Below are 24,814 nucleotides of genomic sequence, written 5' to 3'. Positions count from 1 at the left end.
GTCGATAGAATCCAGAATAATCCTCTCGCAGTATCTCTAATTGCGAATTGGATTTACGTTGATCGGCCAGTCACCTGGTAGGGTCGGCCAACAAGCAAGAGGCAAACCAACGGCTTTAAACCCACGTGGGAGGAGGCGATTTTTCGTCATGAAATGTCAACAATGCGAAAAGCCCGCCACGTTTCATATCACGGAACTCACCGGCGAGAAGCCGCACGAGCTGCACCTGTGCGAGCAGTGCGCGCAGTCGTACCTGACGCAGAACCCCTCGGGTGGGATGCCAATTCAGCCATCGCTGGCCGGAATGCTGCATCATCAACTGAAGGTGGCCGACACGGCCAAGGAACTGGCCAAGCTCGACGAGCAGGTCTGTCCGATTTGCGGCATTAGTTTTTACGAGTTCCGTAATCAGGGCCGGCTTGGCTGCCCGCACGACTACACCTGCTTCGGTAGCGAGCTTGATCCGCTGATCGTCAATATTCATGGCGATACGCAGCATGCGGGCAAGCATCCCAAGCATCATCAACAGTCGTCGCAAGACCAGACACGCTTGATTCAGCTTCATAACGACATGAAAGCTGCGGTCGAAAAGGAAGACTACGAGCGTGCTTCCCAAATCCGGGATGAAATCCGTAAGATTGAGGAAGGTCAGTCCTAAGCGTACACTGTGGGACTGGCGCGACGTCTCTCGCTGAAAATACCCAACTGGAGAGTGAAGGTACAACTTAAGTGGAACTCAAAGAATTGGCATGTCGATCTGGCGAATGGATGCGCGGTAGCGGACCTGAGTCCGATATCGTGATCAGCAGTCGCATTCGCCTGGCTCGCAATCTGGCTGAGTTCCCCTTCATTCGCCGCTGCACCCCGCAAGATCGCAAGTCGATCGAAAAGATGGTGCACGATCGTCTGCAGGTCATCCCAGGCTTCAACACGCTGTATTACCTGCGTGTCGACGAACTAGCTCATGTCGATCGACAGTTTCTGACCGAACGTCAGCTGATCAGCCGCGAACACGCCGAGGCCGAAGGTGCCCGCAGCGTGGCGATCGATAACGACGAACGCCTGAGTGTGATGATCAACGAGGAAGATCATCTCCGCATTCAGGTCATGAAGAGCGGTCTCGATCTGCACAGTGCCTGGGATCAGATCAACGAAGTCGACGATCAACTCGAAAGCAAGCTCAGCTACGCTTTCCACGAGCGTCTTGGCTATCTGACCGCCTGCCCAACCAACGTCGGTACCGGCATGCGAGTGAGCGTGATGCTGCACCTGCCTGCTTTGGTAATCACCAACCAGATCGAGAAAGTCTTCCGCAGCTTGCAGAAGATCAATCTGGCCGTGCGTGGTTTGTACGGCGAAGGCTCGCAGGCGATGGGTGATTTCTATCAGATCAGCAATCAGATCACCCTCGGCAAGTCGGAAGAAGAACTGATCGGCCAGGTCAGCGGCGTGGTGCCGATGATCATCGAGTACGAACGCAAGGCTCGCGACTTCCTGATCACCCAGAATCGCGAAGACCTGCACGATAAGATCAGCCGAGCTTACGGCATCCTGTGCACCGCTCAGACGATCAGCAGCGAAGAGACGATGCACCTCCTGTCGAGCGTTCGCATGGGCGTGAACCTGGGGCTGATCGACGACCTGGCGATTTCCGACATCAACAAGCTTTTCGTCGAAACACAGCCGGCCCACTTGCAGAAGCTGCGAGGCAACGAACTGGACACGGCCGGACGCAACATCGAACGAGCCCTCTACTTGCGGCGCTACCTGCAAGATCGAGGCAAAGAGCACCGCGACGAGCGAAATTAGCCTTAGCGGTCGATTTTCGCTGAATATTTCTTTAGACTCGGCGAATACCTTGTCGAAATCTTCCTGCGCGATTTTGCGCCAGCGAAGCCTCGCGCCTTGTCAACGTAGCTCCTATGCCTACCCTACTGCCTGAAAGTTTCGTTCTGCTGGCCGATGTCTACGATGGGATCACCATCGTGGTTCTCGCCCTCTTCATCATGGGAGGTGTCTTTGCCGAGCATCTTCAGGGCAGCCTGCGTAGTGCGTCGATGATTCGCCTGGGCAATAAGAAGAAAGAGCTCAGCCGCATGGATCAGGCCCTGCTGTCGATCCAGGAGGCTGACCCGAATTTCGATTTGCATAACTTCTGTATGGCGGCAACCAACGCCTATATCGAAGTGGAGAAGGCCCTCGATACCGGCGACCTGAGCGACATCCGTTCGTTTGTCTCGGATGGTATCTACCAGCGGATGGCGTTTCGTCTGGAGGAAGAAGAGAGCCTGGGCCGTAAGCGGAAGACGATCCATCTGAAGGTCGATAATCTTTCGCCTGCCGAGATCACGTCGTCCAAGAACAACCAGAACGCATTCGAGGTGATCTCGATGCGGATCTCTGGCACGGCCGTTCGCCAATATCGACTTAAGCAGGACGGTACCGATGTGATCACCGAAGAGTCGGAGCCGATCTCAGAGGTGTGGACTTTTCTGCGTCGCCGTGGGGCCCAGACCAAGTCGAAGGACTTTGGCTCGGTCCACGGGCATTGTCCCAACTGCGGTGCCGACATCTCGGTAAATCAGTGGGAGAAATGTCCTTCGTGCGAAAGCACCGTCCGTTCAGGCGAGCACGACTGGGTGCTGTCAGAAATCTCGGACCAGTCCTCCTGGAAAGTAACCAAGCCATTCAAGATGAGCAGTGCGACCCGCTACTGGATCAAGCAAGACCAGGGGTTCAGTTCGCACTATCTGGAAGACCGAGCAAGCGTGATCTTCTTTCGCAAGTTCCTGGCCGATCGGCTGGGGGTGATCGATCCGCTGGGTAAGGTCGCGACCGATCGTTTTTGTGACGGCTACGAGAAGAAGCTGAAGCCGAACGACTTCGGTAAACGGACGGTTTATATTCACCCACGAATCTTGGCCGCGGACGTCTCTGGCGTGATTGCCGAAGAGCCGTTCGATAGAGCCTTGATGAATATTCGCTGGACAGCTCGTCGCGGGATTGTCGATCGACATGGTGAACTGGAAATCGAGCGAGATCCGGTGCAAATCAGCACCATGATGGTTCTGGTTCGTAAGCACGGCGCGAAGACGCGCATCGAACGCACGATCACCAGTTCGCATTGCCCCAAGTGTGGTGCCCCTGAGTCCAACAACGCGTCGCACGCGTGCGAGTTCTGTCATACGGTGCTTAACGATGGGGCGCTCGAGTGGACCCTGGCCGACGTGCTGCCTTTCACTTCGACGCCGGCCATGGCTCTGCGTAAGAAGGCGTACGAAGGGATCGAAACGAATGTCTCGGTCATCAAGTTCGAGAACGCCGAGGATGCCCCGCTTGAGCGCGTCGTCTTGATGGAGCAGAAGCTGCCTGAGTTCACGCAAAGCGAGATCGATGGGGTGCAGATCGACGGACTGGCACCCAATGTCGTTGTGCGAGAAGACGACGTGACGCTCTGTAAGCTGCTCGGCGAGGTGGCTGGGGGGCTGCATATCTCCAAAGCAGACGCGAAGGATTTTATTCGCGAGGTTGCCAGGAAGTGCGGGATTGATAACGCGACGCTCGTTCAAGCGATGCGAAGTCGCGAAAAGCTCGATCGCCGTCGCCTGAAAGACTTGAATTCCCAGGTCATCAAACGATGGCTGATGGCCATGGTCGATGTGAGTTTGATCGATAGCCGCATGGAGGCCTGGGAAAAGGTCTACATCAACGCGGCCGCCAAAGAGCTGGGGCTCAGCCGCTACGATGTGGAAGCTGCGGTCCGTACTCGTTCGCTGCAGTTAGAAGAATGGACCGAGGGCATGCGCAGCGTCGATATGTTCTCGTGGGTTGTGTACATGGCCGCCGCGGACGGACGGTTCGATCCCAAGGAAATCGAGCAGCTCAAGGAGCTTGCCGCGCACTACGGTATCTCGAATAAACAGCTCAAGGAGATGTGCGTCGCGGCGAAAGAAGGCAAGCTGGACATCAGCGTTCCGGAAGATCCAACCGTGGGTCAGTTCTGGCTGGTGAAGATGATCGACATGGCGTTTGCCGACGGCAGCGTGTGCGAGAAGGAGAGGAAGGTCCTGGCTAAGGTGGCTAAGAAGATTGGGCTCACCGACTACGACCTGAAGCAACTCATTCGCCGCCGCCGAGCGGTCCTCTACAAGAAGGCTCAAGAGGCTTTACGCGGAAAGACGCCAGCCCATGATGATGAGCTGCACTTGAAGTCCGACTGGAACGACTAGGCTTACTTCGCCAGCTTGGCTCTTAGGTCGGGAATGATCGAGCTGGGAACGAATTTCTCCAACTGCTCGTCGTTAGCCAGCGGCGTGATCTGTTTCAGCAGCGAACTGGAAACGTGGCCAAACTCTTCGTCGGCCATGAGGAAGATCGTTTCAATCTCGCTGTCGAGCTTGCGATTGGCCATCATCATCGTGAATTCGCCGGCGATATCGGTCAAAGGACGAATACCACGGATCATCACACGGGCACCGACACTACGAACGAACTCGACGGCCAGGCCGCTAAACGTTTGGACTTCGACATTGGGCATCTCGGCAGTGACGCGCTCGACCAGGTCGACGCGTTCTTCAGGGCTGAATAGCCCCGACTTTTCCGCATTGATGCCGATCCCAACGATCAAGCGATCGACGAGCTTACTGCTCCGCTCGATCAGGTTAAGGTGCCCCAGCGTGATCGGGTCGAACGATCCCACATATACGCCGATTCGGTTGCCATCCGCCATCGATTCAGTCCAGAAGTGTTTCTATCAAGTGTCAGGGGTGTTACGACTTGTCGAGTGTCGTGATGTAATGACCGATCATCCAGCGAGCAATGATGAAGTAGATCAACTTGCCGAGTTCAAAAGCCACGCCCATCCCGATGCCCAGCACCATCGAGAACATCATGATATTCCTCATGAGCTCGCCCTGAGGGCCAGCGTCTCCGGACGACAGCGCACTCTGGATGGCGTTCCAGTTGGCGATTTGGATGAGCACCGTTCCAACAGTGTTAGCGATGACCAGCACAATCGCGAAGATGAGCGAATTGTTGAACAAACGATAATCGGCGAGCTCGCCACGACGGAGAACTTGAATGCTGGAGTACAGCAAAAAGCTACCGACCGCCAGCGTGGCCAGGGCTAACAGGATTAGCGGGATAAAATAGGTCTGGGTTACCTCGGCCAGGTTGGCTTGCAGTTCGGCTTGCATCCGCATTTGGGGATCGTCCGAGTCGGTCGCGAAGTTAAATCCGCCTGGCGAGACCGTTTGCATGATGAGACCGGGGATAGTCCCCAGGAAGCCCATCAGGTAAAGGACGGCCAGGATGATTGCGATCACGACCACAATCGTGATCTTCTTGGGCCGTGCCGGTTCGCTGGGAAGCACTTCGGCCAGTTCTTCTTCTCGATCGGTGAAGTCAACCATCAGCTTTTCCGAGTGGGGCAATTTGAAGAGCGCGAATCGAACCGTCGTATTCTTCTCGCGCGATAAGTGTCAGTCAGCTGAAAGCTTAATCCACAGCGGCCAACGTTTCTAGCAATCGCTCGATATCTGCCTGATTGTTGTAGGCATGCGGACTGATCCGAGCAAAGTCACCGCGAACGCTAAAGTTTACCCCCATTTTCTGACCCGCCGCGCGGAGGTCTTGAGGTAACTTGCCTGGTACCTGGAACGACACGATGCCGGAACGTTCGTCTCCCTGGCGACTGGCCAAAATCTTGGCCCCGACACTCTCCAGTCGCTGGCAGGCAAAGTCCGTGACTTCCAGTACGCGATCGCCAATGGCCGATGTTTTGGGGCCGGCACCATATTCCAGAAGAAGATCGAGACTTGCTCCCAGGCCAATCAAGCCAGGCATGTTCTGCGATCCCCCTTCGTATCGGGCGGCCGTATCTCGGAAGGTCAGGTCGATCTTATCGAAGTTCTTCCGGCCGGCCACGCTGTTCCAACCAATCCCGATGGGATGCAGCTCGCTCAATAGTTCTTGCTTCACATAGAACAGCCCTGCCCCTTCCGGGCCGAGCATCCACTTGTGTCCGTCGGCTGCCAGGAAATCGATATCGGCGTCGCGGACGTCCAGCGGAAAGACGCCCATGCCCTGGATCGCGTCGAGAAAGAACAACGCTCCGGCATCGTGCGCGATCTTGGCCAGCTCTTTCGGATTGATCCGCCAGCCGGTCTTGTAGCTGACCCAACTGATGGACAAGAGACGTGTCCTTTGGTCGCAGGCCTCGGCAATTCGGTTTAAGTCAGGCTGCACTCCGTCGACGGGAATGACGCGAACCTCGACCCCTTTGGATTGCTGATGCAGCCACGGGTAAAGATTCGAGGGAAACTCGTTGCCCAACACCACCAGGTTGTCTCCTGGCTTCCAGGCAAGTCCTTCCGCGACCAGATTGATGCCATGGGTCGTGTTACTGACCAGGGCAATCTCTTCCTTCTTCGCCCCAATCAGCTTGGCCCCGGACTCGCGGGTGTTTTCGACCGCTCGTTCCCAGTCGAGCCAGACGACATCCCCCTCATGGGCGGCCTGGTCGCACCAGTTTTTGATTGCCAGAGCGGTCGTTCCCGGCAGCGGAGCGACCGCTGCGTGATCAAAATAGGCCCATTTCTGGGTGACCGGCATCGCCTGACGGAAGGATTGCCAGCGAGAATCGTCAGAAAACGTCATGAAAAGCTTCTTTTAAGATCGACCAAAAGACTTGTTGGAAATATAGTTACGACGTAAATTAGGACGGTTTTGACCGGGTCGGTTCCGTACCAATTTAAAGACTTTTCCATTCGCCCAACACCATCCACGCGGCGGATAACGCTCGTCGGATGCCCCTTGATCGGCAGATTGTGCACTCTAGGTGACATTGCCGAAGCTTGAGGTATACTGGATGGGCTAGATAAATTGGTCAAAATTTGCCTTATCACTACGTAGCGTATCGCTGATTTGCTCCAGGAGTTGCCAATGCCGAAAGCGCTGACGATTGTGGGAATGGGGGTCTCCGTTCTCCTACTTCTGATATTTGCGCTCGACATGTTGGCAGGCGTTCCGTTTGGTGGCGTCAGCATGACGATGGACTTGGCGTTTGTAATCTGCGCTGCGATCCTCGGATTTCTGTCTTATACCACCTTCGCCGAACAAAAGTAGTTCGGCGCATCTGCCCCATTGTGTGGGAATTCGTGCGATGAATCGTGCGACTTTCCGCTTCTCGCCCCCTGGTAACGAGAAAGTTTGCTTTACGTGGTTCGCTTTGGCTGGAAAAATAGAGCAGAGCCAAAGCAAATCAAGGGAGATAGCGAGTGCTGAATATGAATCGCCGACGAATGTTGGGAATGCTGGGAGGATTGTCCGCAGCCGCTGCTGCTCCACCTCTATGGGCCGCTCCTCCATCCGATTCACAACGACGCACCTGGGAAGCGTGCGTTGAGAAAGGCCTGGCCTGGGTTCAGCGTACCCAATCGCGGCTCGGTCACTGGACGGCCGCCAACTATCCCACCGCGATGACCGCATTGGCAGGCACGGCCCTGTGTGCTTCTGGTTCGACCACGATGCAGGGACCCTACTCCGAGAACTTACGCCGTGCCGTCGAGTTCCTCGTATCGAAGGCTCGCCCGAACGGCTTGATCGGCGACCCGCTGACCGACAACCGCTACACGTACGGTCATGGTTTCTCGATGCTGTTTCTCTCGCAGGTGCTGGGGGAAGAGGAAGACTCGCTGCGTCGGGAAGAACTGATCAAGATCTTGACCAATGCGGTGAAGTTCAGTGTCTTCGCCCAAACCAAGTCGGGCGGATGGGGCTACGTGAGTGCGAAGGACGGTAACGACTTCGACGAAGGTTCGACCACCATCACCCAGGTCCAAGGTTTACGCGGCTGCCGCAACGCGGGTATCCCGGTGCCAACCGAAGTGATCGAGAACGCCAAGAAGTACATCTACGACTGCCAGAATCCGGACGGAGGCATTTCGTATAGCTCAAAGAACCGGGGCACGTCTCGTCCGGCGATTACAGCGGCTTCGATCTGCTGCTTGCAGAACGCCGGCGAATCGAAGTCGGACGTCGTCAAGAAGATGCTCGACTACTGCAAGAAGAACCTCTACCAGATCCAAACCCAGGCCCAGAGTTTCAGCCACTGGCACTACTCGTACCTGTATTACTCGCAGGTGGTCTACCGAGAAGGTACCGACGACAAATCATTCTGGGAAGCATTCCGTAACCGCCTGTACGACCGCATCACCGGCGAGCAGAACGGCGAAGGTTACTGGGACGAAACCAGCATTGGCCCCATCTACGTCACGGCTTGCAATCTGATCATGATGCAGCTGGACAAGGGCTATTTGCCGATCTATCAGCGATAAAAGCTAGACCGAGTTCTGGTCTTCGTACTCGAGAATCGCCTGGACGATGCCGTCCATCGTGTACACCTTGGCTTCCACCGTGACCTCGTAGCCGAGCTCGCGGATTGTATCGGAAGTAATCGGGCTGATGCTGACGATGTTGCTGCTGCTCATCGCTTCAGGCACCAACTGAGCCGTCGCCCTGGCGATCGCACTACTGGTGATGATCACCCAGTCAAACCCGCTGGATTCCATCTGCCGCTTAACCTCAGGCGAAACCTCGGTCACGTCGGAGCTTTCGTAGGTGATCACTTCCGTCACGTCGGCGCCGTGCTGGGCAAGTCCGACGGGCAAGACGTCCCGACCGCGTGACGCTCGTGGTAGAAGCACCCGTTTGCCGTTCACTTGTTCGGCCATCGCTTCAACCAGTGATTCGGCTCGATACTCGTCGGGAATGATATCCGCTTGGAAGCCATAGCTGGCCAGCTGCTCCGCCGTGCCTGGGCCGATCGCACCGATCTTCAGGTGCCCCAGCATGCGGAAGTCGAAGTCTAAGCTACGTAGCCGCTGCATAAAGAAAGTCACGCCGTTGCGACTCGAGAACGCGATCCAATCAAACGACTTCAAGTATGCGATCGCCTCGTTCAATGGGGCCGGATCTTTGGCGATATTGATATCGATCGCTGGCTGCACGAATACTTCCGCACCTAGTTCCGCGAGCGGATATCTCAGTTCGGCCGCCTGATGTTCGGGACGCGTGATGAGGAACGTTTGCCCGAACAACGCGCGCTGTTCAAACCAATTGGGAATGCTGTGATCTTGAGCGACTTCCCCCACGACCGTAATCACCGGCGGACGAATCTTGGAGCCTGAGTGCAGCAAGTTGGGTATCTCGCCCAGCGTGCAGCGAAAGGTCTCCTGGTCGGGCCAGCTACAGCGGCGGATGATCGCGCACGGGGTGTCCGGCGACTTGCCATGCTCGATCAACTGGGCCGACCACTGGGGAGCCGTGGTGACGCCCATGTAGAAGACCAACGTGCCGGGAAAACTGGCCAGACCGGCGAAGTCGATCGCCGAGCCATCCTTGCCCGGCTTTTCATGTCCGGTCACAAACGCAACTGCCGAGGCATGGTCGGAGTGGGTCAGCGGAATGCCGGCGTAAGCGCTGGCAGCCAATGCCGTGGTGATGCCGGGGACAATCTGGAAAGGGACGTCGGCGGCTCGCAGGGCCTCGATTTCTTCGGTGGCTCTGGCGAAGACGGTCGGGTCGCCACTTTTTAGCCGGACGACGGTCTTCCCCTGCTTGGCCTGGGCAACCATTTCTTCGTTGATCCGGTCCTGTGACCAAAGCTTTCGCTGGGCGTGGCTGCCCAGGCAGTGCATCTGCTCAGCCGACTCAGCGTATTCGAGCAGCTCCGGGTTCGAGAGGTAGTCGTACAGGACCACATCGGCCTGCTGGAGACACTGGATACCTCGCTGCGTGATAAGACCCGCATCGCCGGGCCCGCTACCAACCAGATAGACGGTTCCTGGTCCTGTCGCAGCGGAATCTTGATCAGTGGGTGTCACAGCGGTCCCTCATCGGAGAGGTTTTAGGCATGAAATCGTACGCTTTCATGAATTTAAAACGAATCCACCCTCGGACGGAAGCGGTTGATACAATAGGAGTAACGGATTATTGTGCTTGGCAAGTGCTTAAAAGTCCCCATGCGTATCTGATTGATTTGGCCAGCTTATGTCTGACGGTGGAAGTTTCTCTGTCTCCGAAGATGCCGACTACGAGGTCTCGCCTGCGCTGCGTAAACAGCTCCAGCAGCTGTTCGACCACGCGATGCAGATGATGAGCAAACCGAAGTACGACTATGACTATGCGCATAGCCTGCTGGGGGATTGCTGCAAGCGGGACCCTGCGAATCTAGTCTACGTCGAGAAGATGCTCGAAAACCTCGACTTAAAGTTCAAAGGTAAGAAGAAAGGCTCGCTATTCTCGGGTTTTGGCGGCAAAGGTGGCCTGAAAAAGGCTTTGGCGGCCAAAAAATGGCAGGACGTCATCAAGGAAGGAATCGACCTGCTCAAGAGCAACCCGTACGACAGCGTCACGCTGCGGGGGATGGTCGATGCGTGCGAAGCGATGCGCTACAACGAGGTGGGCCTGCGTTACATGAAAAACGCGATGGATGGCTCACCAGGCGATATGGAGGTCATGCGTCACTGTGCTCGCTATTTGGGACGCGTGGGCCAGTTTGATCAGGCTATTTCCCTGTGGCACTTCATTGAAGATAAAAATCGCGGCGACAAAGAAGCGAATCAGATGATTTCGCAGCTGACAATCGACCGCGAACGCCGAGCCAAAGGCTTGGCCACGGTCACCAACCGGATCGATCCCGCCGATGCCGCCAAAGTTCGTCGTCGACAAGCCACCCAAGGTGAAGGTGAAAGCAAGTCGGAAGTGCAGGAACGTCCGGCCACGAAGATCGAACTGAATGAGAAACAAAAACTGAAAGCAAAGATCGAGGAGGACCCCGATCAACTCGAGAACTACTTCAAATTGATCGATTTGTGGGTCGAGGAAGGCAAATTCTTTGAGGCCGAGTCGGTCTGGAAAGAGGCCCAGGCTCATTTCGGCGATTCGATGGAATTGACCGAAAAGAAGGAGGATTTGCTCATCCTGAAGGCGCGGCATCGCTACAAGATGGCCGAGAACCAGGCCTCGTCGCAGTCCAGCCCGCAGCTTCTGGAACTGGTCGAAACGGCCAAGAACGACCTCCACCGACTGGAATTGGAGATCTACACCCGCCGCCACGAGCGTCATCCCAACGATTTGCTGATCAAATACGAGCTTGCTTTGCGGCTCAAACGGATGGGAAATTACGACCAGGCCGAGGAGCTCTTCGACGAAATCTCGCTCGCCGATGAAAAACTTTTAGCAATTTGCTACTTGGGCAAGGGAGAGTGTTTGCAGGCTCGCAAGAAATTTGTGACGGCCATGGAGACGTATGAAGAAGCCCTAAACTATGCTGACAGCTTGAGTTCCGAGCGATTAAAGCTCCTTCTGTACCGAGCCGGCGTGCTCGCCCAGGGGCTTAAAGAGTGGTCTTCGGCCACGTCGTACCTGAAAAGGCTCGAGAAAATGGATCCAGCCTATAAAGATGTGAAGCGACGCCTAGACAAACTCAAGTAAATGCGGCATCATAATTAGCTTCCATTAAGAGTCTGACAAAGGACTGTTCGTTTCCGATTACCCGGTTCAATCATGCCTAATACCAAGAGCGCCAAAAAACGTCTTCGCCAGAATGCAGTTCGCCGTACCCACAACCGTGCGGTCAAGTCCTCGATTCGTTCCTCGATCCGTAAGGTTCGGGAAGCTGTCGCGGCCAACGAATTCGAAAAGGCAGACGAACTGTTCCGCACGACGGTGAAGAAGCTGGACAAAGCTGGTGCTAAGAACGTCATGCACCAGAAGACCACTTCGCGCCTGAAGTCGCGTCTGAACCACCACATCAAGGCCGCCAAAGACAAGGCTTCCGCCTAGTTCTTTCTCGCGGCTTGCCTGAACTTTAGATCTCAGGCATGCTCCCAAGCAATTTCGCATGCGTCGAAGATTGGTCCTTCGACGCATGTTCGTTTGTAGTCCCAGCTGCCATCTTCTTGACGCACTGGGGCCACGCAGGTGAAGCAGATACCGATACCGCACGCCATGGGCGTTTCCAGGGAAACCTGGCACGGTACGTCTCGCTCGGTCGTTAGCTTACTGACCGCTTCCATCATCTTCTCAGGGCCACAGCACAGCACTTGGGCCTGTCCGACGCCTTCAGCAAGCGATTGCTCCAGTAGGTCCGTAACCAGCCCGTGGTGCCCTGCACTGCCGTCGTCGGTGCAGATCTTCACGTCCATCCCGGTTGCCTTGAAGTCGTCCAGGCCGGCGAAGTCCGAAACCGAGCGGGCCCCGTAGCACAGCGTGACCTTCTTCGGCTTGCTGATGTCAAAGGGTTCGGTTCCGTACGACTGCTGACCGAGAACTTGCTTAGCGACCGCTAGAAACGGTGTCTGCCCGATGCCACCGGCAACCAGAATCAGGTGCTCGGTCTCGGGGATCGTAAAGCCGTTGCCCAGTGGTCCCCAGACTTCCAGCTTCTGTCCCGGTTCAAGCTGCTTGAGCCGCGAAGTGAGCTTTCCGTGTACCTGGTAGACGACGTCAACGTACTTGGGCTGTCCGTCTTCGCCGGCGATCACGTCGTATAGTGCGAACGCCCGGCCCAAGAGCGGATCGAAGCAATCGGCAATGCGGACCATCACAAACTGGCCAGGCTGAATCTTTGCCGCGATCTCGGGGGCCTCGAAGCGAACCCGATAGATCCGAGCCGAGAGGGGAACGTTTTCGACGATCGAAGTTGCTTGGAATTGAAACTGGGACATGGGCCTGGCAATCCTTGATCGGGCTCTATTTGCGGCGGAGTTGCTTCTTCTTGGAAGCCTGTTTCTGCTTGACGGCTCGCCCCTGACCGCGGCGCGATTCGCTGACAACAGGCTTGTTGGTGGTCTTCTTCTTCGATTTCTTCTTTTTGCCACCCCGGAAGGTCGTTCCTTTTTTGGTTGTGGTCTTGCCTGGGCGAGCGGCCGGGCTGGTGCCGGTGGTGCGGCGACCGGCTGGCTTTCGCTTGGGAGCACCCTTGCCTGCACCGGCTTCCGAGGCTTCCCGCAACGCTTTGACTTCCGAGGGTTTCAGTTCGCGAAAAGCACCGGCCGGGACCTCACCGAGTTTCAGTGGCCCGATCGAAACACGCTTCAACCGCAGGACTTTGTGCCCCACTTTGGCGAGCAAACGGCGAATTTCGCGGTTCTTTCCTTCGCGCAGGACAATCTCGAGGATCGAGCTTTTGCCTCGCTTTTGCTTCAGACGGCAGCTCTCGGCCTTGATGAAGCCTTCGGCGATGTAGACGCCGCTTTGGATCATCTTGATCTCTTCGACCGTGACTGCGCCGGCGACTTCCACGTGGTAGGTCTTGGGGACGCCATAGCGTGGGTGGGCCAGGTGATTGGCCAGCTCGCCATCGTTGGTGATGATGATCAGCCCTTCGCTTTGACGGTCGAGACGCCCGATGGTGAACAATCGCTCGTCTTGCGGAACGAGGTCAATCACGCGGGTACGGCCTGCCTGGTCGAAGTTGGTACTGACCACACCGACCGGCTTGTTCAAGATGAAATACTGCTTGCGGCGGACGCGAATCCGCTGGCCGTCGACCATGATCTCCTGCTTGGCGGGATCGACGGACGTGCCCAGTTCGGTGACAAATTCTCCGTCAACTTCGACGCGACCCTCCTGGATGATCTCTTCGCACTTGCGGCGCGAACCGATCCCGGCCTCGGCGAGGACTTTGTGGAGACGAACCAGCGATGACGATGAACCAGGCATGGGGCAAACAGACTGCGATAAAAGGACTTCAACTAGTGGCTCTATGATAAGCCTGGAGTCCTGCTTAGCCCATGGGTAGCGAGCGTAAACCTGCTAAAACGCGGGGTTTCCGTAAGGATCGAGAAAGCTATATGGCTGGTTCTTGACCGCCTCAGGCAGCGACGAACTGTATTCGCGAGGACGAACGCCCGTCATTTCCGGTCCGGCATCGGTATCCGGGTAAGGGTCGCTGTGCAAAGCTCTTATGCGCTGCTGCTGAACGGTTCCCGGGTTGAACCAGTTGGGTCTCGCCAAATTAGCGCAGCCGGCCGTAGACAGCAAAAACAGGCCGATAATCGCGAGGCGAGGCAACATGGGGAAAGGCTCCGAGGGAAAACCCGAGGTCATTTCCGCGAACGATACCGATTTCCCCAGATTGCCGCAATGGAGAACCTCCCCTGCCCTAGGTGCTGTCACGGCAGGTACATGTCCAGCAGAACGGTCGGTTCCAGAGCCCGCAAGGATACCGGGCCACATGCGGCCGGGATCAGGAAGGTCGATCCCTTGCCCAGGGCCTGATCCAACTGGGCATGCGACGAGCGAACTTTCCCTTCCAGGATGGCCACGATATGGAATCGTTTGCCGTCGCCGATCGACTTGCGGTCGTCGAATTCCCAGCGATCAAGGATGAACTTGTCGCACGTGACGAGACGCTCGATGTTGGCGTCGGACGTTGCCTGAGGCTTTTGCGGTTGGACGGGTCCCTTTTCGTAGTCGATGGTTTCGAGCGACTGGTCGATGTGAAGTGCACGCGGCTTGCCATCGGCCCCCACGCGTCCCCAGTCGTACAAGCGAAACGTGGTGTTACTGGCCTGTTGAATCTCGGCTACCAGCAGCCCTTTGCCCAGAGCGTGCACGGTGGTTGCCGGGATGAACAAGCAATCGCCGGCCTGAGGTTCGAGGACGTGCATCGCGTCGATGACTTTGTCCTCTTCGACCGCCTTGGCGAGGTCTTCGCGGGTAACTCCTTTTTTCAAGCCGACGTATACCTTCGCCCCCGGCTGGGCATCGAGGATGTACCAGGCTTCGGTCTTGCCCAGGTCAGGCGGATCGAGGGTAGCCCCTTGGGCGTCGTCGGGATGCACCTGAATCGAGAGATCGCGGTTGGCATCCAGAAACTTGAACAGCAGCGGAAATGTCTCGGTGGGGGACTTCACGCCAAAGAGGTCTTGGGGAAACTCCTGGACCAGTTGCCCCAGCGATTTCCCTGCTTCGGGACCGTTGGCCACAATACTTTGGTCTTCGCCATGATCGACGACTTCCCAGCTTTCAGCAAAGATCCCCTCGGCTGGAATTGGCTTGTTGAGCACCGTCCCCAGTCGCCGGCCACCCCAGATATAGTCTCGAAACGTCGGCTTGAAAATCAGCGGATAGTTCAACGACACGGCGGGTCCCTCTCAGCTGCGAGTCTAACGGTTTTGTCGGTTATGCGTGTTGGACAGCAAAAGTCCTGTCCCCGATCCCCTCAGGGGCGAGGGAACAGGACCTGTTGCCCTCGCTGCGGGATATTGTAACGAAACGAAGTCGTTGATAGGATAAAACTATGTCAGGTGGCAGGACCGGCTCATTTCTAAGCCCCATTGCTGTCGCGCGAAGTGCTCTTTCGGGGTGCCGGGCAGGATCCACCGACATGGTAAGACAACCTGTTCGCTTCGATAGGCGTGAAGCGGCTGCCTGAGTTCAGGCCGGCCGTCGGTCACCCAGATCCGCTCAGGCACAAGCTTACTGCGACTTTCTGTCACCCTGCAAATCCGATAGCGATGCGCTTCCTGCACTGAGGTTCTAGGAATGAACAGCAAGATCAACGATGACTTCTTCGAAGGCAGTTCGATGTCCTTCGGTGATCACCTGGAGGAACTACGTACCTGCTTGTTCCGTGCCGTGATCTGGCTGGCCATCGGCGTGGCAATCGGGCTGTATTTCGGCAGCGATGTGGTCAAATTTCTTGAGCAGCCGATCCAGGATGCCCTGCTTCGCTACTACCAGAACAAATCGATTTCGCAGTTGGAAGCGAACCTGGGCATCAAGTTGACCGGTGACCAGCGCACTGTCGTTGCCAAGCACCTGGAAGAGAACAACTGGATCGCCGTCGATATGTGGATCGAGCCGGCGGAAATCGAACGTCTGGCCGAAGCCAAGGGCGTTCCTTTGAACGAGGAAGGTACTGAGACGCCTGACGCCGAAGAAGAGCCTGCGAAACCAGAAGCGGAAACGGAAGCGGAAAATAGCGAGGAACCTCCGACCGACGAGACGCTCACCGACGAAAAGATCCTGAAGGAACTACAGAAGCAAAAAGTGCTTCCCACCGAAGAGCCTGTTCGCATGAGAACCTGGCAGCGGATTCAGCCATCGACCGAAGCGTTGCGTGCGGAAGAAGTGTTCATGGTCTGGCTGAAGGCCGGTATCGTCTTCGGCTTCATTCTTGCCAGCCCCGGTATCTTCTGGCACTTGTGGCAGTTCGTGGCGGCCGGTTTGTATCCGCATGAAAAGAAATACGTGTGGATCTTCATGCCGTTCAGCCTGTCGCTCTTTTTTGGTGGTGCCGCGCTGGCTTACTTTGCTGCGTTTGAGCCGGTGCTCGACTTCCTGTTCCAGTTCAACCTGATGACCGGCATCGATCCTCGCCCACGTATCAACGAGTGGTTGGGATTTGTGATCATGCTGCCGTTGGGCTTCGGGATCAGCTTCCAGTTGCCGCTGGTGATGCTGCTGTTGAATCGTATCGGGCTCTTCAGCATCCAGGCCTACTCCAGCAACTGGCGAATCGCTGTGATGGTGATCTTTGTGCTGTCGATGATCCTCACGCCATCCGACCCAATCAGTATGTTACTGCTGGCGGTGCCGCTGACGCTGCTTTATGGTTTAGGGATTGGCCTTTGCAAATGGATGCCTGGCATCCGGAAACCCTTCCCTGCCGCTAACGCGTAGCACCTCGCACCAGCAAGGATTCGCTCATGGGTTACCTCGTCCTGGAAAACGGAATCCTCCACGATCCGGCTAACGGTATCGATGGCGAGGTACGCACCCTCTGGCTGAAAAACGGCAAGGTTGTCCGCCCTCCTACAGAAGACAACCCGGCGATCGATCGGCGGATCGATTGCCGCGGATACGTCGTCATGCCGGGCGGTGTCGACATGCACTGTCACATTGCCGGGCCGAAGGTGAACATCGGTCGGCAGATGACGCCTGAGTATCGACGCGATGAAGGCATCCCCCGCAGCGAAGGCCGCCGCAGCGCTAGTGGTGGCCTCTTGCCCAGTTGTGTCGGCACCGGTTACATGTTCGCCGGGCTTGGCTACACGACGGCCATGGATGCCGCGATTCCTGGTTTGCATGCCCGGCATGCTCATGAAGACCTTCTCGACACGCCGCTGTTGGACAAAGGTTTCTACCTGCTGTTCGGCAACAACCAGTTCGTCATGGACCGCATTCGCGAAGAGCGAAGTGATTGCCTGGATGCCTACCTGGCGTGGGCTCTCGGTTCGACGCATGGCTACGCCGTGAAGATCGTGAACCCTGGCGGCGTCGAGAACTGGAAGCAGATCAGCCGTAAGTCGGTCCAGCAGTTGGACGAGCCAGTCCCAGGCTTCGGAGTTTCGCCCAGGGCAATCGTGCGGAACCTGGCGGCCTCGGTCGATCGATTGAACTTGCCGCACGCCGTGCACATTCACTGCAACAATCTGGGTGTGCCAGGCAATAGCGAGACCACCCTGCGTACGATGCAGGCCCTCGATGGACATCGCGGACACTTCGCTCACACGCAGTTTCATAGCTACGCCGGCGACGAGAATGACCCGTCCAGCTTCCGCTCGGATGCGGCTCGTTTGGCCGAGTATGTGAACGCCAACCCGAATATTTCGATCGACGTCGGCCACGTGAATCCCGGCAAGACGCTGGGCATCACGGGGGATGCTCCGTTCGGTTACTTCCTGTCCAAGCTGAGCGGCAATCGCTGGTACGCGGCCGATAGCGAGTTGGAAGCGAGCTGCGGCGTGATCCCAATGGAGTTCCAGCCGAAGAAGACGCTGGTGCATGCCGTGCAGTGGGCGGCCGCGCTGGAGTGGTACTTGCTGATTGAAGACCCGTGGCGAATCGCCATGAGTAGCGATCATCCCAACGGTGGTGCCGTGTTCCGCTATCCGGAAGTGATCCACCTCTTGATGGATTCGGCCTTCCGCCGCGAAGCGATCAGCAAGATGCATAAGCTGCTGGGCGAACGCACAACGCTGGCCGAGCTCGATCGTGAGTACTCGCTCAACGACATCGCGATCATCACCCGGGCTGCCCCGGCCAAGCTGTTGGGGCTGACCCACAAGGGACACCTGGGCGAAGGTGCCGACGCGGACGTCACGATCTACACGCCCAGCACCAACCGCACCGAGATGTTCCAACGCCCACGCTACGTGGTGCAGGCCGGCCGCGTGATTGTCGAAGATGGTGAGATCGGCAGCGAAGTCTTCGGCAAGCTGTTTACCGTTTCGCCTTGCATGGACGACGGTCAGCTGCCGGTGATTCAGAAGTGGTTTGACGACGCCCACACGATCCGCTTCCGCAACTTTGCGATCGAGAAAGAACATCTGGGCGCGGTCGAGACTGTGGTGACTTCTTAGTCGTTGGGCTGACGTACCAAACGCTGCGAGGCTCTCTTATCGATCGCACGTAGAATCAAAGCAAATTCGCCAATGGCAATGGGTACTGATGCTCCCACAATAATTCCGGAAGTAAGGCTCCTTTGCCAATCGGAAGACGCGTCGACAAAATCAATCACGAAAGCGTCGACGAACATGACTCCCAAAAGAATCGGGAATGCGGTCAACGCGATAAGAATTCCTATCGTGAGCGCCGAGAAAAACAGCATCAAACAACCGTTTGTCTCGCTCATATTCATGTTAAGCCGCCGATAGAGACACAAAAAAAATGCAGCACCACGATCTCGTAGTGCTGCATTTTATTCTCTTTCTGCGAGCAACTCGAATGGTTGGTCGCACAATCGAATGCCTTAGCCGCCGGTGGCTTCCAGAAGCTTTTCCTGACCGAGGCGATCGCAGAAGTCGCCCAGGCTTTCCCCTTCGTTGCGTTGCTCTTTGAACACGGTGAAGACCTTCACCAGTTCCGGCACCACTTCGTCGGCAGGGACCATGTCTTTATAGATGTAGCTCAAGCGGTTACCGAGCAGGCGGCCGCCGAGGAACATCGTGTACTTTTCCTTGGCACGTCCGACCAGGCCGATGTCGCTGTTGTAGGGGCGAGCACAGCCGTTGGGGCAACCGGTCATTCGCAGGGTGAACTTCTCGTCCTGCAGACCGAGCTTGGCGACTTCCTTCTCCAGGTCATCGACCATGCCAGGCAGGGCCCGTTCGCTTTCGGTAATCGAAAGACCACACGTTGGCCACGCGACACAAGCCATCGACCAACGCAGCGTGTTGCTGATCTCTTCGGTCAGCACGACGTTGTGCTTCTTCAGGATCTCTTCCAGCTTCGACTTATCTTCTTCGGCGATGTCGCTAAAGATGATGTCTTGATGGCCGGTGAAGTGGATGCCTGGGTTGAGGGTCGTGCAGACTTCACGAATGGCGGTCTTCAGCTTGCAATCGTCGAAGTCGGCGATACGGCCGTTCTCGACATTGAGGCCATAGAACCACTTGCCGTCTCCCTGGGCCGACCAGCCTTTGTGGTCGTCGAAGTCGGTAACGTCCGCTTCGTGTGGTTCTGGGAGTTCACGACCGAAGTATTCTTCGACCTTCTTCTTGAACTCCGGAAGACCCATGTTGCGGACGGTGTACTTCAAGCGAGCAACCTTGCGGTCTTCCCGGTTACCAAAGTCGCGCTGAACCTTGACGACGGCTTCGCAGACACCGATCAGGTCTTCTGGCGAAACGTAGGTCAGCTTCATGCCCAGTGCTGGGTAGGTCTTGTCGGCACTTGGCGTGCGGCCCATGCCGCCACCAACCAGGATGTTGTAACCGAGGATCTTGCCACCTTCGTGGATGGCGATCATGCCCAGGTCCTGGGTGTAGACATCGATGCAGTTGTCTTCCGGCAGGCAGATGCCCATCTTGAACTTACGCGGCAGGTAATGCTTGCCGTAGATCGGTTCAACGATTTCGTTGCCGTTCTCGTCGACGCGAGTCTTCTCGCCGGTTTCCGGATCTTGCAGGAAGATCTCGCGGTAGGCACCCGTGCGTGGAGCAAAGTGGTCCGCGATGGCAAACGACGTCTGTTGGATCTGGTCGTGCAGCTGGTTGTTCTTGAACGGAGCCGGGCAGCACATGACGTTTCGGTTGACGTCGCCGCAAGCACCGAGCGTGGTGAGACCGACGCCCTTCATACGCTGCATCAACTGACGCACGTCACCCTTCTGGATGCCGTGGAACTGCGTGGCCTGACGGCTGGTGATGCGGAGAGTGCCGTTGCCGATGTCGTCGCACAGATCCAGCTCTTCCATCAACTGCTTGCCGGTCAGAAGACCAGCCGGCAGCCGGGTGCGGATCATCATGATGTAATCTTTGCCACCACCTTTGGCTCGGTTCGCTGCTCGAGCGTCGCGGTCATCTTGCTGATACATCCCGAAGTGTTTGATCAGCTGGATGCTCTCTTTGCTGAAATGGTCGGTTCCGTCCGCGAATTCAGCTTCGATGTTGCCGCGAAGGTAGTTGCTTTCGTCTTTGATGCCCTCAACCGGGCTCAGCTTGTTATCAGTGGAAGCCATAGAGCTAAGTTATTGTGGGTAAGTAGGTGGCAGGAGGATTGGCCTGCGAAAATACAGTACTTCGGCACGCTGAAAGTCCCCAGTCTTAGGCAATCCGGCCAAAACGGGGGACAACGCGCCTAATATACACATTCCTTCAATTCTTCGTAATGCGTCAATTTGACGCTGATTCGCTGATCGATATTGCCCAAGTTAACACTGGGCATCGGTAACCTGTCCCCTGATGAGTGGGGCGAAGGGACCGGAATCGCTTTAAGGTGGTAGTTTGCGCGGGGGTGTCGGCTTATAAAATGGGTCCCGTTCTCTCCCATGTGCCTGACACCTGACCTAGCGAGGTTCCCTGTGACTGCGACGATTCTGGATGGAAAAACGGTCTCCGCCGCTTTGCAAGACGATATCGCCCAGCGGGTTGAACAGTTCAAGGCAAAAACGGGCGTAACTCCTTGTTTGGCAGCGGTTTTGGTTGGGGAAGACCCGGCCAGCCAGGTTTACGTGCGAAACAAGGAACGGGCCTGTCAAAAGGTAGGCATGACGAGCCAACTTTTCCGTAAGCCAGACGACATTACGCAAGCGGAACTTCTGGCCTTGGTCGAGCAGCTTAACCAAGACGACAGTGTCAGCGGCATATTGGTTCAGCTGCCGCTTCCGAAGCATCTGGATGCCTCCGAGGTGTTGGATGCGATCGATCCTCGGAAGGATGTCGACTGTTTTCATCCCAGCAACGTCGGTCTACTTTCTCAGGGACGACCCAACTTTTTGCCGTGTACGCCGCATGGTGTCGTCCAGATTTTGAAGCACTTCGATCTGCCGACCGCCGGGAAGAACGTAGTAATTCTTGGCCGCAGCGATATTGTCGGCAAGCCGTTGGCGTTAATGCTCATGCAGCGAACCAGCGAGACGTGCGGTTCCGACTACGCGAATGCGACGGTTACCGTTGCCCATAGCCGCACACCGAATCTGAAGGAACTGACTCTTCAGGCCGACATTTTGGTGGCCGCGATCGGCGTCGCCAAGTTTGTGACCGCCGACATGGTCAAGCCAGGTGCGGTGGTTGTGGATGTGGGCATCAACCGCACCGAAGATGGTCTCTGCGGCGATGTCGACTACGACGCGCTGCTGGAGGTTGCAGGAGCTGTGACCCCGGTGCCCGGCGGCGTCGGAAGGCTGACCGTCACGATGCTGATGGAGAATACGCTCAAGGCCGCGATGATTCAGACGCAGGGCTAAGGTGAAGTCCGCTGCCGCAGCGTCTCATACAGGAGAACAGCCGCGGTGGTCGAGACGTTCAAACTGTCTGCAATGCCCTGCATCGGCAGGTGGATATTGACGATCCCTGCCTGGTGCCATTTGTCACTCAAGCCGTGGGCTTCGCTGCCCAGCACCAGCGCGGTGGCCTGTTTCATGTCGACCGTGGTATAGGGTACCGACCCATCGACGCGGGCGGCATAGATTTGGAACTGGTTGTCCTTCAGAAACGCGATCGTCTCTTCCGAGGTCGCATCGACGACGGTTGCCGAAAAGATCGTACCCAGGCTGGCGCGAATCGCGTTGGGGTTGAACAAATCGGTGCGACCGTCCGCTGAAATCAAGACATCCGCTCCTACGGCGTCCATCGTTCGCAAGATGGCTCCAACATTGCCCGGCTTCTCGACCTGTTCGATGACGACGACCAGCGGGCATTCGGGAAGAACAACGTCGGCAAGCTTTTTCTCTGCAATCTTCGCGACGGCAACCGCTCCTTCGACGCGTTGACCGAAGGCCAGTTTCTCCATGACTTCGCGCGTCACGTGCACGATCGGGATGTCGTCGTAGTCGGTCAGAACTTGTTCAAAGTAGGCAGACTCAGGACCGGAGATGGCTTCTGGAAAGACGAAGATCGTTTCGATCGGAAAGCCTGATTGAAGAGCACGGCGAATTTCGCGGAGGCCATCAATCACGGTGCGTCCCTGCTGCGCGCGGCCACGTCGGTCACGAAGCTTTACAGCCGATTTGATCTGAGCGTTTTGGAGCGAACGGATGATTTCCATAGTGAGTTTCTCCTAGACGTTGGCAAAACTCGCGTAGTACCCGCTGGGCAGGTGGCGTCCGTTGCGATCGGGGATGGTCAACGGTCCGGCTTCAATCTGCCGGCGGGAAATGCTGGGAAACGCTTCGTCGATCATATGCTGGAGCGTGTCGTCTTCGTAGCCTGGCGAATGGCAGGTCAGCAGAACCAGCTTGGGATCTTCGGCCAGAAGCTCGTTCAGGTAGCCCATCAACAGCGGAAGGTGTTTGCTGATACGCCAGACTTCCCCCTTCGATCCGTGACCATAGCTGGGCGGATCGAGGATGACGCCGTCGTACGTGTTGCCCCGTTTGATTTCGCGTTTGACGAACTTGCGGGCATCTTCGGTGATCCAGCGAATGGGGGCGTCGGCCATGTCGGAAAGCTCGGCGTTGGCTCGCGCCCATTTCACCACGTTGGCGGCCGCATCGACATGCGTGACTTCGGCTCCTCCCAAAGCACATGCCAGCGAAGACCCACCGGTATAGGCGAACAAGTTGAGTATTCGCAGCGGGCGTGAGCTTTCCTGGCAGGTTTGCGTTAGCCACTTCCAGTTGGCAAACTGTTCGGGGAAGAGACCCAAGTGACCGAACTTGGTTGTTTTCAAGCGAAATTTCAGCGGACCGGCGGTAACTTCCCAAGTGGCAGGCAAGCGGTCGGCGTCGAGCCAGTCGCCCTGGGTTTCGGTTCGGCGTACGTACTTGGCGATGGCCTGCGACCAGAGATTGGGCTTGGTGGCCTTAAATCCTTCGGCAGACGGAGAATACCGATCGAGAACGACCGATCCGAATTGTTCTAACTTTCGACCCGAGCCGAAGTCGAGCAAGCTATATTGAAATGAGGCCAGATCGGCAGCGGTCATGTTGATCAACAGAGATTATGCAAGGGGCGGGAAATTGGTTTTGCCCTGGAATAATTGGCCATATCTTCCCACAATAGCAGAACATGCCTCATCTGTCGTCGTCCCCTAAACCGAGATCGCTCGTGACACGTTGTCGAACACTAAGTCTGTTGGGTTGCCTGATTTGGGGCGGCATGATGCTTGCGCCGGCTGCCTACGGGGCCGAGCCCTCTGAGGGAGCTCCAGCCAAACAGCCACCGACCTCGGCGGAGATCACGTCGTGGATCGATCAGCTCGACAGCGACAAGTTTCTCTTGCGCGAAAATGCGACGCAGAAACTGATTGGTGCCCACCAGGCTGCCATTGGACCTTTGGCCGATGCGGTGCGATCCGGCAGTCTGGAAAAGGCCTTTCGTTGTATCCACGTGCTGCGGGCATTTGCCATTGGGGATGATATCGAGACCGAGATCGAAGCAAGTGCCAAGCTGGCCCTGGTCGCGGCGACCGAGAACGATCGTGTCGGCGCCTATGCCGGCGATGTGCTCAAGCGAATCGAGCCACTTCAACGCGAACGTGCGATTCGTATTCTGAGCGGCCTGGGAGTGAAGTTCACCAGTTACGCCCCGCAGCAAGGGTTTCAGACGCTGGATGAAGGGCCTGGGATTTGGATTACCAACGACTACACCGGCTCGGCCAAGGAACTTCACTACTTGCAGCACCTGGGCTTCATTGAAGACGTACAGATCGAAAACGATAAAATCACGGCGGATTGGTTTGCCGAGATCGCCAAGATGCCCAACGTTCATCTGATGACGATCAAAGATGGCCCTGTCGATATCGAAATGCTGCGCGAGTTGGAACCAATCATGCATAAGATCGATTGGCTGCGGCTGTACTATTTGAATTTGAAGTCGTCGCCGGCTCCCCTGCTGAAGAAGATGACTTCGCTGCATCATGTGGAAATGTTTGGCATGGTGGTCGACGGCAAAGAGGTCTTCAAGGACGTCGCCGAGCAGGAGCGAATTCGCTCGGCGCTGCCAGGCGTGCTGCCGGATGGACTCAAGTTCCGTAGCGGTGGTTTTCTCGGTGTGCGTGGTCCCAGCGATGGTAATCGGGGCCCATGCGTTGTGCAGAGTGTCGACCAGGATACGGGTGCCTACAAAGCTGGCCTGCGTGGCGGCGACACCGTGGTGGAAGTCAACGGGGTGAAGGTCCAAGGGTTCATGCACTTGATCGAGTTGCTGCAAGATAAGAAAGCAGGCGACAAGGTGAAAATGATCGCCGTTCGAGGGACGGAGACCAAAGAGTTGGACGTGACCCTCGGAAAGTGGCAGCTCCGCGAAATCTATTAATAAGCGGATGACGGCCGAACCTCTATTGCCACCGCAGGTCGATTGCCCCTACGATACGCTCCGCATCCGTGCCGCCTGAACTGGCACGCGACAAAAGGAGT

General features: G+C 56.6%; 22 protein-coding genes. 11 read left to right on the top strand and 11 right to left on the bottom strand.

What is annotated here, in order from left to right:
• Window positions 1-148: 148 nt before the first annotated feature.
• The 3 genes from PSR63_RS02260 (at window position 149) to PSR63_RS02250 (ending at window position 4,229) form a co-directional block, all read left to right on the top strand.
• A complete protein-coding gene (locus tag PSR63_RS02260; RefSeq protein ID WP_274330372.1) occupies window positions 149-658 on the top strand; it encodes a UvrB/UvrC motif-containing protein in 510 nt (169 codons plus the stop codon).
• Between the two features lie 110 nt (window positions 659-768).
• Window positions 769-1,809, top strand: coding sequence for a protein arginine kinase (locus PSR63_RS02255; RefSeq protein WP_274334278.1), 1,041 nt, complete (start codon window positions 769-771; stop codon window positions 1,807-1,809).
• 113 nt (window positions 1,810-1,922) lie between these two features.
• On the top strand, window positions 1,923-4,229 hold the full coding sequence (locus tag PSR63_RS02250) for a TIM44-like domain-containing protein (protein ID WP_274330370.1): 2,307 nt from the start codon (window positions 1,923-1,925) through the stop codon (window positions 4,227-4,229).
• Window positions 4,230-4,231: 2 nt separating this feature from the next.
• Here the strand turns inward: PSR63_RS02250 and coaD are convergent, their stop codons facing one another.
• From coaD to PSR63_RS02235, 3 genes are all read right to left on the bottom strand, one after another.
• A complete protein-coding gene (gene coaD, locus PSR63_RS02245) occupies window positions 4,232-4,729 on the bottom strand; it encodes a pantetheine-phosphate adenylyltransferase (protein WP_274330369.1) in 498 nt (165 codons plus the stop codon).
• Window positions 4,730-4,769: 40 nt separating this feature from the next.
• Entirely contained in the window at window positions 4,770-5,411 is a 642-nt protein-coding gene (locus tag PSR63_RS02240) for a hypothetical protein (RefSeq protein WP_274330367.1), read from the bottom strand.
• Window positions 5,412-5,496: 85 nt separating this feature from the next.
• Window positions 5,497-6,657 (bottom strand): aminotransferase class V-fold PLP-dependent enzyme, encoded by a 1,161-nt coding sequence (locus PSR63_RS02235; protein ID WP_274330366.1) that lies wholly within the window; start codon window positions 6,655-6,657, stop codon window positions 5,497-5,499.
• A 285-nt stretch (window positions 6,658-6,942) separates the two neighbouring features.
• Between PSR63_RS02235 and PSR63_RS02230 the strand changes: the two genes are divergently transcribed.
• Window positions 6,943-7,125 (top strand): hypothetical protein, encoded by a 183-nt coding sequence (locus PSR63_RS02230; protein WP_274330365.1) that lies wholly within the window; start codon window positions 6,943-6,945, stop codon window positions 7,123-7,125.
• Between the two features lie 161 nt (window positions 7,126-7,286).
• A complete protein-coding gene (locus PSR63_RS02225; protein ID WP_274330363.1) occupies window positions 7,287-8,336 on the top strand; it encodes a prenyltransferase/squalene oxidase repeat-containing protein in 1,050 nt (349 codons plus the stop codon).
• Window positions 8,337-8,339: 3 nt separating this feature from the next.
• Here PSR63_RS02225 and cobA read toward each other — a convergent pair whose 3' ends face one another.
• Complete coding sequence (gene cobA, locus PSR63_RS02220; RefSeq protein WP_274330362.1) at window positions 8,340-9,884, bottom strand: uroporphyrinogen-III C-methyltransferase; 1,545 nt, start codon at window positions 9,882-9,884, stop codon at window positions 8,340-8,342.
• 166 nt (window positions 9,885-10,050) lie between these two features.
• On the opposite strand from cobA, the gene PSR63_RS02215 reads away from it, so the two are divergent.
• Window positions 10,051-11,496, top strand: a complete 1,446-nt coding sequence (locus tag PSR63_RS02215) for a tetratricopeptide repeat protein (RefSeq protein ID WP_274330360.1) — start codon at window positions 10,051-10,053, stop codon at window positions 11,494-11,496.
• Between the two features lie 72 nt (window positions 11,497-11,568).
• Window positions 11,569-11,847 (top strand): 30S ribosomal protein S20, encoded by a 279-nt coding sequence (gene rpsT / locus PSR63_RS02210; RefSeq protein ID WP_274330358.1) that lies wholly within the window; start codon window positions 11,569-11,571, stop codon window positions 11,845-11,847.
• 32 nt (window positions 11,848-11,879) lie between these two features.
• On the opposite strand, the gene PSR63_RS02205 is transcribed toward rpsT, so the two are convergent.
• From PSR63_RS02205 to PSR63_RS02190, 4 genes are all read right to left on the bottom strand, one after another.
• A complete protein-coding gene (locus PSR63_RS02205) occupies window positions 11,880-12,731 on the bottom strand; it encodes a dihydroorotate dehydrogenase electron transfer subunit (protein WP_274330356.1) in 852 nt (283 codons plus the stop codon).
• 25 nt (window positions 12,732-12,756) lie between these two features.
• Complete coding sequence (locus PSR63_RS02200; RefSeq protein ID WP_274330355.1) at window positions 12,757-13,728, bottom strand: pseudouridine synthase; 972 nt, start codon at window positions 13,726-13,728, stop codon at window positions 12,757-12,759.
• A gap of 93 nt (window positions 13,729-13,821) precedes the next feature.
• Window positions 13,822-14,082, bottom strand: coding sequence for a hypothetical protein (locus tag PSR63_RS02195; RefSeq protein ID WP_274330354.1), 261 nt, complete (start codon window positions 14,080-14,082; stop codon window positions 13,822-13,824).
• Window positions 14,083-14,180: 98 nt separating this feature from the next.
• Window positions 14,181-15,152 carry a type I phosphomannose isomerase catalytic subunit gene (locus PSR63_RS02190; RefSeq protein ID WP_274330353.1) on the bottom strand — a complete coding sequence of 324 codons (972 nt, stop codon included), beginning with the start codon at window positions 15,150-15,152 and terminating at the stop codon, window positions 14,181-14,183.
• A 403-nt stretch (window positions 15,153-15,555) separates the two neighbouring features.
• On the opposite strand from PSR63_RS02190, the gene tatC reads away from it, so the two are divergent.
• A complete protein-coding gene (tatC, locus tag PSR63_RS02185) occupies window positions 15,556-16,695 on the top strand; it encodes a twin-arginine translocase subunit TatC (RefSeq protein WP_274330352.1) in 1,140 nt (379 codons plus the stop codon).
• Window positions 16,696-16,721: 26 nt separating this feature from the next.
• Window positions 16,722-18,377 carry a formylmethanofuran dehydrogenase subunit A gene (locus PSR63_RS02180; RefSeq protein ID WP_274330350.1) on the top strand — a complete coding sequence of 552 codons (1,656 nt, stop codon included), beginning with the start codon at window positions 16,722-16,724 and terminating at the stop codon, window positions 18,375-18,377.
• A gap of 389 nt (window positions 18,378-18,766) precedes the next feature.
• On the opposite strand, the gene PSR63_RS02175 is transcribed toward PSR63_RS02180, so the two are convergent.
• Window positions 18,767-20,476, bottom strand: coding sequence for an NADPH-dependent assimilatory sulfite reductase hemoprotein subunit (locus tag PSR63_RS02175; RefSeq protein ID WP_274330348.1), 1,710 nt, complete (start codon window positions 20,474-20,476; stop codon window positions 18,767-18,769).
• 342 nt (window positions 20,477-20,818) lie between these two features.
• On the opposite strand from PSR63_RS02175, the gene folD reads away from it, so the two are divergent.
• Window positions 20,819-21,703, top strand: coding sequence for a bifunctional methylenetetrahydrofolate dehydrogenase/methenyltetrahydrofolate cyclohydrolase FolD (gene folD, locus PSR63_RS02170; RefSeq protein ID WP_274330347.1), 885 nt, complete (start codon window positions 20,819-20,821; stop codon window positions 21,701-21,703).
• On the opposite strand, the gene PSR63_RS02165 is transcribed toward folD, so the two are convergent.
• Window positions 21,700-22,503 (bottom strand): TrmH family RNA methyltransferase, encoded by an 804-nt coding sequence (locus tag PSR63_RS02165; protein WP_274330345.1) that lies wholly within the window; start codon window positions 22,501-22,503, stop codon window positions 21,700-21,702. The genes folD and PSR63_RS02165 overlap by 4 nt on opposite strands.
• Before the next feature lie 12 nt (window positions 22,504-22,515).
• Window positions 22,516-23,382 carry a class I SAM-dependent methyltransferase gene (locus PSR63_RS02160; protein ID WP_274330343.1) on the bottom strand — a complete coding sequence of 289 codons (867 nt, stop codon included), beginning with the start codon at window positions 23,380-23,382 and terminating at the stop codon, window positions 22,516-22,518.
• Window positions 23,383-23,504: 122 nt separating this feature from the next.
• Here PSR63_RS02160 and PSR63_RS02155 point away from each other — a divergent pair, with 122 nt between their 5' ends.
• Window positions 23,505-24,713, top strand: a complete 1,209-nt coding sequence (locus PSR63_RS02155) for a PDZ domain-containing protein (protein WP_274330341.1) — start codon at window positions 23,505-23,507, stop codon at window positions 24,711-24,713.
• The last annotated feature ends 101 nt before the right edge of the window (window positions 24,714-24,814 follow it).

The organism is Bremerella sp. P1, from assembly GCF_028748185.1.
Lineage (GTDB): Bacteria > Planctomycetota > Planctomycetia > Pirellulales > Pirellulaceae > Bremerella.
The sequence above is the reverse complement of the archived record's forward strand: the minus strand, read 5'-3'. Positions and strand labels throughout refer to the sequence as shown.